The organism is Pseudoxanthomonas sp. USHLN014 (assembly GCF_037153335.1).
GTDB classification, from domain to species: Bacteria; Pseudomonadota; Gammaproteobacteria; order Xanthomonadales; family Xanthomonadaceae; genus Pseudoxanthomonas_A; species Pseudoxanthomonas_A winnipegensis.
Map to the genome: position 1 here is coordinate 54,760 of NZ_JBBCKO010000005.1, position 13,854 is coordinate 68,613.

The window sequence follows — 13,854 nt, forward strand, 5'->3', positions numbered from 1 at the left end:
CGGTGTGACCGCCTGCCTGCGGAAGCGGTTCCCCATCGGCATCTGCCGCTTGGCCACGAGTCAGGTCCAGGCCTCGCGCGATGGCCCGCCCCGCGGCAGGCGCCAGGTCAAGCCGGCGCCTTGGCCTGGGTCGCCGGCAACGCCGCCAGCACCTGCGCCGGCGTGATCGGCAGATGGCGCACCCGCGCGCCGACCGCACGGAAGATGGCGTTGCCGATCGCCGGCGCCACCACCGTGGTGGCCGGCTCGCCCAGGCCGACGGCGGCCTGCGTGCTGGCAACGAACTCGATCTGCAGCTCCGGCACATCGGCCATGCGCAGCGGCGTGTAGGCGTTGAGGTTGTGGTCGCGCACCTGGCCGTTCTCGAAGGTCGTGCCCTCGTACAGCGCCATGCTCAGCCCCCACAGGCAGGCGCCCTCGGTCTGGGCGAGCGCGCCGTCGGGATGGACCACGGTGCCGCAGTCGGTCACCACCCACAGCTTCTCCACCTTGACCTCGCCGCTGGCGCGATCGACATGGACCCGCGCGGCGCACGCCACCCAGGTGGGCATGTCGCGCTCCTGGCCGAACGAGGTGGCCAGGCCCAACCCGGTGTCGGCCGGCAAGGCCTGCCCCCAGCCGCAGAGGCCGGCCAGGTGACGCAGCACGCCGGCCTGGCGGCTGGCGCCGCCGACCGCGTTGGGCGCGCTGCCGGCGTTGTCGCCGGCGCCGTCGAGCAGGCTCAGGCGGAACTGCAGCGGATCGGCGCCCAGCGCGTGCGCCGCCTCGTCCATGAAGCTCTCCAGCGCCCAGTTGGTCCAGCCCGGCCCGACCGACCGCAGCCAGCCCGGGCGGAAGGCGCGATTGGCCAGATCGTTGGTGATCGCCCGCACCCGGTGCGCGCCGACCGTGTACCAGTGGTCGGCCCCGGAGATGGCGAACGGATCGTAGGCCACGCCGTTCTTGGCCTTGGGCATCAGCGCCGGCGCCATCACCTGGGTCGGCCAGCCCGCGCAGGCATCGTGCTGCATCGCTAGCACCTTGCCCTGCGCATCGAAGCCCATGCGCAGGCGCTGCAGCGAAGGCGAGCGGAACGAATCGAAGCGCGCGTCATCGGGCCGGGCGAAGGTCAGCTTGACCGGCTTGCCCAGCGCCTTGGCCGCCAGCGCCGCGGGCACCGCATAGTCGCCGTTGAGGCGACGGCCGAAGCCGCCGCCCAGCAGATAGGTGCGCAGGACCACCTTGTCCTCGCCCACGCCCAGCGCCTTGGCCAGGGTGGGCAGGATCAGCGACTGCCACTGGTTGCCGGTGTGGATCTCCCACACGCCGTCCTTGAGCAGCGCCGTGGCATTGAGCGGTTCGAGCTGGAAGTGCAGCACGCTGGCGGTGGTGTAGTCGGCCTGGATCGTCCGCGCGGCCTTGGCGAAGGCGTCCTCGACCGGCCCTTCCACGACCCGCGCGCCGGCCTTGGCATCGTCGATCAGGCCGGCGGCATGGGCCTGCAGATCCTGCTCGGACACCTTGGCGGTGTCGTCGCTGGTCCACTGCACCTTCAACAGCGCCGCCGCCTGGAAGGCGGTCCAGGTGGAATCGGCCACCGCCAGCACCCAGCCGGGCACCGTGCCCGAGGGGTCGTCCAGGACCAGATGGCCCTGGTAGCCCTTGAGCTGCTTGGCGGCCGCATCGTCCACCGAGGCGACCTTGGACCCGTTGCGCGTGGGCGGCACGACCGGCGCGGCATGGACCATGCCCTCGATCCGCGCATCGATGCCGTACATCCCCTTGCCGTCGGTCTTGCCGGGGATGTCCAGCGCCCGAGTGTCCACACCGACCAGCCGGCGCTGGTCCGGCGGCTTGATCGGCAGGGCCTTGAGCGCCTCGGCGCTCCAGCTGCGCCGCAGGTCGCCGCGCTGGACGATCTCGGCATAGCCGATCGATCGTCCGCCACCGCTGACCACGCTGTTGCGTGCGCTCAGCTGCGCGACGGGCACGTTCAGCAGCTTGGACGCCTCCTCGATCAGGGTGATGCGCCCGGCCGCGCCGGCCTGGCTGAGCTGCGGAAAGCTCTGCCATACCGACCAGCTGCCGCCGGTGACCATCAGGCCCCACTTGGGATCGCTGTCCACGTGCTCGACCTGGACCTTGGCCCAGTCCGCCTCCAGCTCGTCGGCCAGGATGCGGGCCAGCGCCGTGCCCACGTGCTGCCCCATCTCGGCGCGGATCACATGCACCGTCACCGTGCCGTCGGGCGCCAGGTGGAACCACAGGTCCGGGTCGTAGCCGCCCTCGGCGACCACCTGCTGCGCCTGCTCGGGCAGGAACACCGCAGCACGCGCGAAGGCCATGACAAAGCCGGTGCCGGCCGCGCCGATCAGGAAGCTGCGGCGGCTCAGGCGCAGCCCGCGCGGCGGGGTCATTTCATTCATGGCCGGCCTCGCTGGCGGAAGCGGTCTGGGCCTGCGCGGCCTGCAGCTGGCCGGCGGCCAGCTTGATCGCCTTGCGGATGCGCACATAGGCCATGCACCGGCACAGGCTGCCGCCCATCACCGCGTTGATCTGCGCGTCGGTGGGATCGGGGAAGTCGGCCAGCAGGGTCGCGGCCTGCATGATCTGGCCGGGCTGGCAGTAGCCGCACTGCGGCGCCTGCGCCTCCACCCAGGCCTGCTGCAGCACGTGCTGGCCGTCCGGGGACAGGCCCTCGATGGTGGTCACCTGCTGCCCGGCGACCGCGCCGACCGGGGTGATGCACGAGCGGATGGCGCGGCCGTTGACGTGCACCGTGCAGGCGCCGCACATGCCGATGCCGCAGCCGAACTTGGCACCAGTCAAATGAAGCTGATCGCGGATCACCCACAGCAGCGGGGTGTCGTCCTGGGCATCCACTTCGACCGGCGCACCGTTGACGAAGAGCTGGGTCATCTCACTGGTCTCCGGTGGTGCCGGCCTGCGGGCCGGGCGGTGTCTTGGCATGCAGTTCTGCGACGCGCTGCTCCAGGTCCGGCCACGGCGGACGGTCGGTGCGGGTGCGGCGCAGCCACGCCGCCAACGCGACGATCTGCGCGTCGCTGAAGCTGTGCGCGAAGCCGGGCATCAGCACGCCGGCCTGCCCCTCCTGCGTGCCGATGCCATGCAGCAGCACCTGGATCAAGGTGTCGGGTTCGTCGGCGGTGAGCGCGTTGTTGAGGCCCAGCTCGGGCCGCGCCAGCTGCGGATGGGGCGCGGTGTTGTAGTGGCACGAGGCGCAGGCGGCGTTGTACAGGTTGGCGGCCTGATCGAGCTGATGCGCCGGACTGAGCGCGTCGCCGGCCATGGCCTTCTCCAGCACGCCGGCGGACGGTGCGGCGGTCTGGCCGCGGGTGCCGAAGCGCTCGGCATAGTAGGCAGCGATGGCCTGCACGTCCTCGTCGGACAGCGCCGACAGCCCGTGATGCACGACCGGCGACATCGGCCCGGCGGCGCTGCCGTGCAGCGCGGTGGCGCCGGTGCGCAGGTAGGTGTACAGCTCGTCCTGCGTCCAGGGCACCGGCGCGTGGTTGGTCGCGTTGAGCGGCGGCGCGTACCAGCCGTCGATGCGCGCGCCGTCGTAACGCGCAGCGCCGGTCTTCTCCGCACCCAGTGCGTTGCGCGGGCTGTGGCAGGCCGAACAATGCGCCAGCCCCTCGGCCAGGTAGGCGCCGCGATTCCACTGCGCGTCCTTGCCGGTGACCGGGCCGTACTGGCCGTGGCGGAAGAACAGCAGCTTCCAGCCGGCTTGCAGCGCGCGCCAGTTCAAGGGGAAGGGCAGCTCGTTCTCGCGCTTCTCCTGGTGCACCGGCGGGCGGGTCATCAGGAAGGCATACAGCGCATGCAGGTCCTCATCGCTGACCAGCTCGAAATGCTGGTAGGGGAAGGCCGGGAACAGCTGCGCCCCATCCCGGGCCACGCCTTGGCGCATGGCCCGCACGAAGGCCGCCTGCGACCAGCGCCCGATGCCGCTGTCCGGATCGGGCGTGATGTTGCTGGAGTACAGCGTGCCGAACGCGGTCTCCATCGGGTAGTTGCCCGCGTAGGGCGCGCCGCCCTTGGCGGTATGGCAGGTGGCGCAGTAGCCGGCGCCGGCGAGCGCCTGGCCACGCTGCACCAGCTCGGCCGGGAAGCTGGCCGCGGCCGGCGGCGCGATGGGGTCGATGGAAGGTCGCCAAGCCAGCAGCCAGAGGCCGACCACCGCCAGGACCAGCAGTCCCAGCACACCCAGGGCAAGTCGCTTCAACATCGCCGATCCCGCAATGAAGACGGCCGCCAGTCCTCTTCCGGGTCGCTACGGTGGCGGCGGCTGCCGTAGCGGGTGGAGTGTAAGCCTGCTTCCGCTTGAAGTGGGAGCGGGTCAGGATCGGCCCACGCCGCCCGGCAGGAGTGCCGGGCTGTTGAAGCTCAACGCCCTTGCAGGAACGGCAGGGCCGCTTCGAGGAAGCGCTGCGGCTGTTCGACCGCCGGCGCGTGGCCGGCCTGATCGATCGTCACCAGGCGCGCATGCGGGATCCAGGCCGCGAAGTCCTTGCCGTTGGCCGGAGGCACCAGCCGATCCTGCGCACCCCAGACGACCAGCACCGGCAGGTCGAGCCGCGCCAGCGCGGCCTGGTCGAGGAACACGCTGGCATCGGCGCCCAGGCCCTGGCGGAAGCTGTCCTGGGTGTACTGGCTGCCCTCGGCCAGGCGCATGGCGAAGGCCTGTTCGGCGATCTGCGCGGTGACCTTGTTCGGGTCGTGGAAGACGAACCGCGCCAGGCCCTCGCGCGTGCCGGCGATGGACAGCGGCGGCCACGAGGCCGGGCCGCCGGACTTGCCGGGGATGGACTTCATCGAGGGGTGGCCGCCGGCGTCGACCAGGATCAGGCGCGTGGGCATGGGCAGGCCGGACTGGCTGGCGCGCACGGTGTAGAGGCCGGCGATCCAGCCGCCGAGCGATTCGCCGGCCAGGGAAAACTCCTGCACGTCGCGGTCGCGCAGGAACCCGCCCAGCATGTCCACCCAGGTGGTCACGCCATAGGCGATCGACGGCTTGGCCGACTGGCCGAAGCCGAGCTGATCCGGGGCCAGCACGCGGTAGTGCTTGGCCAGTTCGGGGATCACCGCGCCCCAGTCGAAGCCGGCGTTGCTGCCCAGGCCGTGCAGCAGCACCAGGGTCGGGCCGCTGCCCACGTCGTAGTAGCGGAGGGTCTGGCCGTAGACCGTGGTGTGCTTCATCGGCGGCAGGCCGGTCCACCACGGCGCGGAGTCCGGCGGCGCGGCCTGCGCGGTCGCGGCGGTGACCAGGCACAGCACGGCCAGCAGGGTCACACGCCGCAGGCAACGGACCATCAGGGAGGCGGGCGTCATCGGGAGCTCACGGCACGGTGGGAGAAGCGGCGATGGTCGAAGGCGCCGGGAACGCCCGTCAAGGGCCGCCGCCGTGCCCTTCCCTTCAGGGCGCCGGACGCCGCTGCAGCGCCAGCACGCCCATCAACGCCGCCAGCGCCAGGTAGGCACCGGTGAACTGCCAGCAGATCGTCGCGGCCAGGCCCTCGAGCTGCCAGGGCACATAGATGCCGCCGCTGGGAATCACCGAGTGGATCACGCCGAACAGCGTGAACAGCGCCGCCACCAGCCAGAACGCCGCCGCGCGCCGCAGCACGCCGTCGATCATCGCCACCACCGCGCCGGTCCACAGCATCGCGGTGATGATGAAGCCGTTGCCCAGCACCGCGATCACCGCCATCTCCGGCAGGCCGTGGCCATCGAGCGTGCTGGCCATCGCGGCGAAGGCCTCCGGGGCGATCCAGCCATGCGCCTTGATCAGCAGCAGATAGGCCACCGACGGCAGGAAGCCCAGCACCATCGCGCCGGCATGCCGCTGCGGCGTGGCCTGGAAGGCCTGGGTGGTGATGTCGATGGCCACGTAGACGATGATCGGCGAGAGCACCGCCAGCGGCAGCCACTGCACCAGCATCGAGACGATGCCCAGCATGCCGCCGATGCCGATGAACAGGCCGGTGAGCAGCGTGTAGCCGCTGCGCGCGCCCATGTGCTTGTAGGCCGGCTGGCCGATGTAGGGCGTGGTCTGCGCCACGCCGCCGCACACGCCCGCCACCAGTGTGGCGATGGCCTCGACCAGCAGGATGTCGCGGGTGCGGTAGTCGTCGCCCGCCGCGCGCGCGCTCTCGGACACGTTGATGCCGCCGACCACCATCAGCAGGCCGAACGGCAGCAGCAGCGGCAGATACGGCACCGCGTAGGAGAGCCCTTGCACGAAGCCCAGCGACGGCCACGGCAGCGCGATGTGCGGCGCCACCAGCGCCGGCAGCTGGAAGCCCGGCGCCCCCAGCCCCGCCAGGCCGAGCGCGTAATACAGCACCGTGCCGACGACGAAGGCCACCAGCACCCCGGGCAGGCGGATCGGCAGCCGCCCCTTGGCGATCAGCACGTACAGCAGCAGGCCGAGCGTGAGCAGGCCGACCACGGGGGACTTGAGCGTCTCCAGCAGCGGCAGCAGGCCCATCAGCACCAGCGCGATGCCGGCGATCGAGCCCAGCAGCGCCGCACGCGGCAGCGCGCGCGTGACCGCCTCGCCGAAGAAGGACAGCACCAGCTTGAACAGCCCCATCACCACCAGCGCGCCCATGCCCAGCTGCCAGGTGGCGATCGCCGCGGCGTCCGGCGCCATGCCACCGCTCTTGAAGCCGACGAAGGCCGGGCCCAGCACCAGCAGCGCCATGCCGATGCTGGTCGGCGCGTCCAGGCCCAGCGGCATGGCGGTGACGTCCTCGCGCCCGGTGCGCTGCGCCAGCCGCCGCGCCATCACCGTATAGGCCAGGTTGCCGACCAGCACGCCGAACGCAGTGCCGGGGAACATGCGCCCGAACACCACCTCGGCCGGGAACTGGAAGATCCCCACCAGCGCCATGGCGATGAAGCCCAGGATCGACAGGTTGTCGACCACCAGGCCGAAGAAGCCGTTGAGGTCGCCGGCGACGAACCAGCGCGGGCGCACCGGCGCCGGCGAAGCGGATGAGGACATGCGGGAGGGCCAAGCGTGGGGACCGCGCGATGGTACGACGCCCGCGCGCCCCTGACAGCGCGATGCCACGCACAAAGCGTCCTGCCCGAGTCGGTGGGAGCCACTGTCTACCAGACCAAGTGGCCACCTCCTTGTAGAGCGGAGCTTGTGGCAATCCCATCTTGGGGACTCCGCTGCTCTTCGTTCGGTTCGTGGGGAAAGCCTCAGCGGAGCAAGCTCCGCTCTACAGGTCGGCCCCCGTGCGGAGCGACTACTTCTTGTTGAGGAAGTTGGTGGTCAGCAGTTCCTTGACGTCGCCCAGGCGCCCGCTCAGCACGGCCTTGGCCGCATACAGCGCCGTGCCAGCCACCTGCCCGGCCTCGATCTGCGGCGGCATGACCAGCTCGGTCGGGCTGGTGTGCACGTCCAGCAGCGCCGGGCCGGGATGGGCCAGGAAGTCGCGCACCGCCTGCTCCAGGTCGGCGCTGCGGGTCACGGTGCGGCCGTAGTAGCCGATCACCTCGGCCAGCCGGCCGAAGTCCGGGTTCTTCAGATCGGTGTAGTTGTCCAGCAGGCCTTCGACCTTCTGCTCCAGCTCGACGAAGTTGAGCGAGCTGTTGTTGTAGACCACCACCTTGATCGGCAGGTCTTCCTGGATGGCGGTGAGCAGATCGCCCAGCAGCATCGCGATCCCGCCATCGCCGGACAGCGAGATCACCTGCCGCCGCGGGAAGGCCTTCTGCAGGCCCAGCGCCTGCGGCATCGCATTGGCCATCGTGCCGTGCAGCAGGCTGGGCAGCGTGCGGCGCCGGCCGTTGACGCGGATGTGGCGCAGCACCCACACCATCGGCGAGCCGCCGTCGGCGGTGAACAGCGCATCGTCATCGGCGTACCGGTCCAGCAGCGCGGTCAGGTGCTGGGGATGGATGAGCTCGCCCTCGCCCGGCCGCTCCTCCTCGGCGCGCTTGGCCATGGCCTTGTCGCGGTGCGCGATGCACTCGTCCAGGAAGCCGCTGTCCTCGCGCTGGGCCAGCAGCGGCAGCAGCGCCTCCAGGGTCGGGCCGATGTCGCCGACCACGCCCAGATCGATCGGATGGCGCCGGCCCAGATGGCTGCCGTCCCGATCCACCTGCACGATCGTGGCCTTGTCCGGATAGAACTGGCCCCAGGCGAAGTCCGCGCCGAGCAGCAGCAGCGTGTCGCAGGCCATCAGCGTGTGGTAGCCGGACTCGATGCCGAAGATGCCGGTCATGCCCATGTTGTAGGGGTTGTCGTATTCGACGAAGTCCTTGGCGCGCGAGGTGTGCGCAATCGGCGCCTTGAGCCGTGCGCCCAGCGCGACCAGCGCATCGTGCGCGCCCTCGCAGCCGGCGCCGGCGTAGATGCCGATCTTGGTGCCGCGTTCGAGCAGCTCGGCCATGCGCTGCAGCTCGCCGTCGTTGGGCCGCAGCACCGGCGCGGCGTGATGCACGGCAAAGGGCACGTCGTGCTTGACCTGCGCCTGGCTGATGTCGGCCGGCAGGATCACCACCGCCACGCCGCGTCGGCTGATCGCCGCCTGGCAGGCCAGCGCGACCACGCGCCGCGCCTGTTCCGGGCTGTGCACCTGCTCGCAGAACACGCTGCAGCTGCTGTAGACCGCCTTGAAGTCCACTTCCTGCGGGAACTCCATGCCCAGCTCGGGCGTGACGATCTGGCTGGCGATCAGCACCATCGGCGCGCGGTTGCGGTTGCTCTCGAACACGCCGTTGATGAAGTGCAGGCTGCCCGGCCCGCACGAGCCCGCGCAGGCGGTCAGCTGGCCGCTGATCAGCGAGTCGGCACCGGCGGCGAAGGCGCCGGCCTCCTCGTGGCGCATGTGCACCCACTGGATCGAACTGCGGTGGATGGCGTCGGTGACATGGTTGAGGGTGTCGCCGACGATGCCGTAGCAATGCCGAACGCCCGCCGCCTCCAGGGTCTCGACGACGATCTCTGCAACGCGCTTGCTCATGGGGATGACCTTCGAACGTGGGGTCCTGGAGGCTAGCCAGCGCGCGGTGAGGCTCACGTGCGCTTCGTGCGACATTCGATTGCAGCGCGGCGTCGCGCGCCGCGAAGGCACGCCTCGCGTGCGTTGGTGCGCGGTGGTGATCGATGCAGGCGCCAGGGGCTTTTGCCCTCCGCATGAGAGGCGCTGCTGTGCCGCTTTCGCGGGCACGACAAGGAAAGGTTTTCCCGCGGCTTGGCGCTGCGAACGCAATGCTCGTCATCCCCGCGAACGCGGGGATCCATGGACGTCCATGCAGGCCCCGCGTTGCTACGCCGCGCCTCCACACGATGCACAAGACCTGCGCCAAAGCGAAAAGTCAGACACGCACGGCCCGCCTCCGACGGCTTCAACCCATCGCACCGACGGTTTCGGCCGCAACCACCCTCGATCGCGCTGAAACGTAGACGGGGCGGTCTTTCTGTCGGTTTTGTCAGCGGGTTGTGAAACCGATTACAGAATGGTAAAAAACGCTTGGCGGACGCGCTCCGCCAGGGGATTCCTCGTAGTCGCAGTGCCCCGTTCGCCACGTCCGCACAGGACGCGTTGCCGTGGCCGCAGTTCTTGCCATCCGCGATCCGCATGTCTCATTGGTCCTCCCGGCCGGTGCGGACGCGCTCAACCACGCCCCGGAGACCCGATCCATGTCGTTTTCCCGCTCCCTCCTGTTCCACGCCCTGGCGGCCGCGCTCGCGCTGTCGGCCAGCCCCTCGGCCTTCGCCCAATCCACGACCGGCACGCTGTACGGCCAGGCCGAGGCCGGCAGCACCATCCGCATCCAGAGCGCCACCGGCACCACCCGCGAGATCCAGGTCGGTGCCGATGGCCAGTACCGCAGCCCGGCCCTGCCGGTGGGCGAATACACCCTGAGCGCGGTCCGCGACGGCCAGCCGCTCGGCGCCGACGCCCACGTGCTGGTGAAGGTCGGCGTGGCCTCGGAAGTGTCCTTCGCCGCGCCCGCGGCGACGGCAGGCGCCACCAATCTGGGCGCCGTCAAGGTGTCGGCCTCGGCGGTGCCGAGCATCGACGCCTCGGCGGTGGACTCGCGCACGGTCATCACCGCCAGCCAGCTGGCGCGCCTGCCGCTGGCCCGCAACGCCGAGGACATCGCCAAGCTGGCGCCGGGCGTGGTCGCCAACAGCGGCGGCTTCCACAGCGACACGGGCAAGGAGCTGGTGAGCTTCGGCGGCTCCTCGCCGACCGAGAACGCCTACTACATCAACGGCTTCAACACGACCGACCCGCTCAACACCGCCGGCGGCCTGACCCTGCCCTACGGCGCCATCGACCAGCAGGAGATCTACACCGGCGGCTACAGCGCGCAGTTCGGCCGCTCCGACGGCGGCGTGATCAACGCGGTCGGCAAGCACGGCACCAACCAGTGGCACTACGGCGCGCAGGTGCTGTGGCAGCCGGACTGGGGCCGCGCCGAGGCCAAGAATTCCCACTACGCCAACGGCCTGCCCGATTCGCCGCTGGCCGGCGACCTGTATCACTACAACGGCGCCAACCGCACCGACAGCTATACCGTCTCGGCCTACGCCGGCGGCCCGATCATCCGCGACCGGCTGTTCTTCTTCGCCGCCGGCGAGTTCCAGCGCGACTGGACCGATTCCACCAACACGCTGGACAGCGGCGGCAACTACGTCAGCCAGACCAGCAAGATGCCGCGCGCCTACGTCAAGCTCAACTGGAACATCAACGACAACAACCTGCTGGAGCTGACCGGCGTGCGTGATCGGCTGGATAGCTCCAGCAACGTCTACGGCTACGACTACAAGACCCTGACGCGCAGCGGCTTTCTGTACGCCAACGGCGACAGCCAGTACGGCGGCGACATGTGGGTGGCCCGCTACACCGGCTACCTGACCGACACGCTCACCCTCTCGGCCACCTACGGCGAGATGGACACCAAGATGTACAACGCGCAGCCGCCCAACTACGACCCCACCCTGGTGCGCGTGGACAACTGGACCTACCAGAACCCGGCGCTCAACGGCGGCACGCCGCGCTACAACAACCAGATCCAGGGCGACCTCAGCGAACCGGACCGCGGCAACCATTCCAGCAACCTGCGCGTGGACCTGGCCTGGACCCTGGGCAACCACACCCTCAGTGCCGGTATCGACAACATCCGCTCGCAGGCCCTGGACCAGGGTGGCCATGCGCCGGGCCCGGGCTATGTCTGGTCCTACCAGCGCGCCGACGATCCCAGCCTGCCGCTGGACGCCTCGCACGGCATCGGCCCGGTGGCCGGCTTCCCCAACGGCGCTGCGGGCTACTACGTCCAGCGCAACACCTGGAGCGGCATCACCACCATCAGCTCCTCGCAGAAGGCGCAGTACATCGAAGACAAGTGGCAGGTGGCCGACAACCTGCTGCTGAGCATCGGCCTGCGCAACGACCAGTTCACCAACTTCAACTCCGACGGCGTGCCGTACATCCGTCAGACCAAGCCGCAGTGGGCGCCGCGCCTGGGCGCGGCCTGGGACGTGCACGGCGATTCGAGCTTCAAGGTCTACGCCAACGCCGGACGCTACTACCTGGGCCTGCCGCTCAATCCCGGCCTGATCGTCGCCGCCGGCTTCTACAACACCACCCACCTGTATACCTACTCGGGCATCGCCGCCGATGGCTCGCCCACCGGGCTGACCGATATCTCCGGCGAGTACTCGGCGCTCAACCAGTTCGGACAGGCGCCCGATCCCAAGACCGCCACCGCGCGCACGCTGGAGCCGGAATACCAGGATGAGTTCATCCTGGGCTTCGAACACACGCTGGGCGATGCCTGGGTGTGGGGCCTGAAGAGCACCTACCGCAATCTGCGCAACGCGATCGACGACTTCTGCTCGATGTCGCAGGTCGCCGCCGCGGCCAATGCCGCCGGGCATGATGTGGCCAACTTCAACACCTGCTACCTGATCAATCCCGGCCGCACCAACGTCTTCACCATGATCGATGGCGACGGCTCGTACTTCGACTTCCCGATGAGCATGCAGGACCTGGGCTTCAAGCAGAAGCTGATCCGCAAGTACTACGGCCTGGAGGCGGTGCTCGAGCATCCGGTCGCCGACAACTGGTACGGCAAGGCCAGCTATGTGTTCTCGCGCAGCTACGGCAATACCGAGGGCCAGGTGCGTTCGGATGCGAGCCAGGGCGGCACGTCCACCAGCTACGACTGGGACAACTGGACGATCATGGAGAACGCCAACGGGCCGCAGAACAACGACCACACCCATCAGCTCAAGCTCTACGGCTACTACACCTTCTCGCCGGAGTGGCTGGTGTCGGCCAACTTCGCGGCCGTGTCGGGCACGCCGCGCCACTGCCTGAGCTTCTACGGTCAGCAGCAGCTCGATCCGCTGGGCTATGGCAGCGTCTACCACTTCTGCAACGGTGAACCCTCGCCTCCGGGCAAGCAGGGCCGCATGCCGTGGATGACCCAGCTGGACCTGGGCGTGACCTGGACGCCGGACTTCGGCGAGCACCGCCTGGCCTTCACCGGCAGCATCTTCAACGTGCTCGACAGCCAGGTCGCGCTGCAGCGCTACGCCTTCGCCCAGACCACGCCCAGCACCGACGCCAGTCCCAACAACCCGCTGTTCCAGACCGTCACCATCCGCCAGCCGCCGCGCTCGATCCGGCTGTCGGTGTCCTACGACTTCTGACGTGGGGCCTGGTGCAGGCGGGCGATTTCCTCGCCCGCCTGCATCGATGCTTCAAAGCGGCAAGTGCAGGAACTGGTTGAAATCGCTGGCGACATAGTCGCCGAACGCCGGCCCGTTGCTGAAACCACGCTTGCGGTACAGCGCCAGCGCCGGGTCGAAGGCCTCGCCCGACCCGGTTTCCAGGCTCAGGCGGCGCAGGCCGCGGGCCTTCGCCACCTCGATGATGTGGTCCAGCACGGCGGCCGCCGCGCCCTGGCGCAGATGGTCCGGATGGGTGCGCATGGACTTGAGCTCGCCTGTGCCCTCGCCCCAGTCCTTGAGCGCGCCGATGGCGACCAGCGCCTGCCCACGCCAGGCGCTCCACACCGTCATGCCCGGCGCCTGCAGGCCGCTCAGATCCAGCGCGAACACGCTGCCCGGCGGCGAATTGGCGTGCATCTGGCGCAGGTGGTACTCCAGCAGCGCGCGAATCTGTGCGCCGCTCAGATCGTCGATGCGGATCTGGAAAGGCGACGCGCTCAGAACGACACCTCCACCGGCTGACGCGACCACAGCACCGACTGGTGGCCGGTGGCCTGCTTCCACGCCAGGCGAATGGCCTCGATGTCGGCGCGGCGCTGAGGCGTGTCTTCGTGCAGGATCACCAGCACCTTGGTCTTCAGCCGCTCCGGCGCCGCGGCGCCGCGGAACAGCCACTGGCCGTAGCCATCCAGCACGGTCAGGCCATCCGGGAAGCGCGCGGTGACCTCCTTGTCCAGGAAGGCGCGCCACTGCGCCTCGCTGATCGGCTGGTCCTCGTGCCGCCCGCCCGGCCCTTCCTCCACGCCCACGCCGAAGTACAGCTCGCTGCGCACCCAGCCGCTGGCCTGCGCCGGTCGCAAGGCATCGCCCTGCAGGGTGGCGCTGACGGCGGCGGGCGCGGGGTGCGAAGGCGCGACGCTGGCACAGGCGCTCAAGGTGAACAGAACGGCGATCAACGGGGCACGCAGCAGCATCGGCAAGGTCTCGGTGGGGTCGGAAACGGGCAAGGAGAACACGATCGAAAGGCCGACTCGGCGCGGCGCCGGATAACCGCCGGGCATGAGCTCATGCCGCACGGCACCGAGACACGGCTCGCGCGTCGCCTTTACGTCAAGTTAATATATCGCTTCATCCGGATGGATGCA

The 13,854-nt window shown here is 69.7% G+C and carries 9 protein-coding genes; 1 reads left to right on the top strand and 8 read right to left on the bottom strand.

The genetic code is table 11. The features are described from left to right. Positions 1 to 107 precede the first annotated feature (107 nt). The 6 genes from WFQ05_RS10860 to WFQ05_RS10885 form a co-directional block, all read right to left on the bottom strand. Entirely contained in the window at positions 108 to 2,405 is a 2,298-nt protein-coding gene (locus WFQ05_RS10860) for a molybdopterin cofactor-binding domain-containing protein (protein WP_337053825.1), read from the bottom strand. Further along, positions 2,398 to 2,898 carry a (2Fe-2S)-binding protein gene (locus WFQ05_RS10865; protein WP_337053826.1) on the bottom strand — a complete coding sequence of 167 codons (501 nt, stop codon included), beginning with the start codon at positions 2,896 to 2,898 and terminating at the stop codon, positions 2,398 to 2,400. Before WFQ05_RS10865 ends, WFQ05_RS10860 begins: the two co-directional genes overlap by 8 nt. Before the next feature lies 1 nt (position 2,899). Beyond that, positions 2,900 to 4,231: a cytochrome c gene (locus tag WFQ05_RS10870; RefSeq protein ID WP_337053828.1), complete on the bottom strand. Its 1,332-nt coding sequence runs from the start codon at positions 4,229 to 4,231 to the stop codon at positions 2,900 to 2,902. A 158-nt stretch (positions 4,232 to 4,389) separates the two neighbouring features. After that, complete coding sequence (locus WFQ05_RS10875; RefSeq protein ID WP_337053829.1) at positions 4,390 to 5,334, bottom strand: alpha/beta hydrolase; 945 nt, start codon at positions 5,332 to 5,334, stop codon at positions 4,390 to 4,392. 85 nt (positions 5,335 to 5,419) lie between these two features. After that, positions 5,420 to 7,012 carry a hypothetical protein gene (locus WFQ05_RS10880; RefSeq protein ID WP_306990843.1) on the bottom strand — a complete coding sequence of 531 codons (1,593 nt, stop codon included), beginning with the start codon at positions 7,010 to 7,012 and terminating at the stop codon, positions 5,420 to 5,422. Between the two features lie 250 nt (positions 7,013 to 7,262). Further along, complete coding sequence (locus WFQ05_RS10885) at positions 7,263 to 8,984, bottom strand: thiamine pyrophosphate-dependent enzyme (protein ID WP_337053830.1); 1,722 nt, start codon at positions 8,982 to 8,984, stop codon at positions 7,263 to 7,265. Between the two features lie 680 nt (positions 8,985 to 9,664). Here WFQ05_RS10885 and WFQ05_RS10890 point away from each other — a divergent pair. Further along, positions 9,665 to 12,688, top strand: a complete 3,024-nt coding sequence (locus tag WFQ05_RS10890) for a TonB-dependent receptor (RefSeq protein WP_337053831.1) — start codon at positions 9,665 to 9,667, stop codon at positions 12,686 to 12,688. Positions 12,689 to 12,739: 51 nt separating this feature from the next. Here WFQ05_RS10890 and WFQ05_RS10895 read toward each other — a convergent pair whose 3' ends face one another. Both WFQ05_RS10895 and WFQ05_RS10900 read right to left on the bottom strand, forming a co-directional pair. Beyond that, entirely contained in the window at positions 12,740 to 13,240 is a 501-nt protein-coding gene (locus WFQ05_RS10895) for a GNAT family N-acetyltransferase (RefSeq protein ID WP_337053832.1), read from the bottom strand. Next, a complete protein-coding gene (locus WFQ05_RS10900; protein ID WP_130517227.1) occupies positions 13,207 to 13,683 on the bottom strand; it encodes a DUF3574 domain-containing protein in 477 nt (158 codons plus the stop codon). Before WFQ05_RS10900 ends, WFQ05_RS10895 begins: the two co-directional genes overlap by 34 nt. Positions 13,684 to 13,854: the final 171 nt, after the last annotated feature.

Coding starts and splice junctions, on each gene's coding strand:
- WFQ05_RS10870 (WP_337053828.1), bottom strand. CDS start 4,231: ATGTTGAAGCGACTTGCCCTGGGTGTGCTGGGACTGCTGGTCCTGGCG.
- WFQ05_RS10900 (WP_130517227.1), bottom strand. CDS start 13,683: ATGCTGCTGCGTGCCCCGTTGATCGCCGTTCTGTTCACCTTGAGCGCC.
- WFQ05_RS10865 (WP_337053826.1), bottom strand. CDS start 2,898: ATGACCCAGCTCTTCGTCAACGGTGCGCCGGTCGAAGTGGATGCCCAG.
- WFQ05_RS10880 (WP_306990843.1), bottom strand. CDS start 7,012: ATGTCCTCATCCGCTTCGCCGGCGCCGGTGCGCCCGCGCTGGTTCGTC.
- WFQ05_RS10890 (WP_337053831.1), top strand. CDS start 9,665: ATGTCGTTTTCCCGCTCCCTCCTGTTCCACGCCCTGGCGGCCGCGCTC.
- WFQ05_RS10860 (WP_337053825.1), bottom strand. CDS start 2,405: ATGAATGAAATGACCCCGCCGCGCGGGCTGCGCCTGAGCCGCCGCAGC.
- WFQ05_RS10875 (WP_337053829.1), bottom strand. CDS start 5,334: ATGACGCCCGCCTCCCTGATGGTCCGTTGCCTGCGGCGTGTGACCCTG.
- WFQ05_RS10885 (WP_337053830.1), bottom strand. CDS start 8,984: ATGAGCAAGCGCGTTGCAGAGATCGTCGTCGAGACCCTGGAGGCGGCG.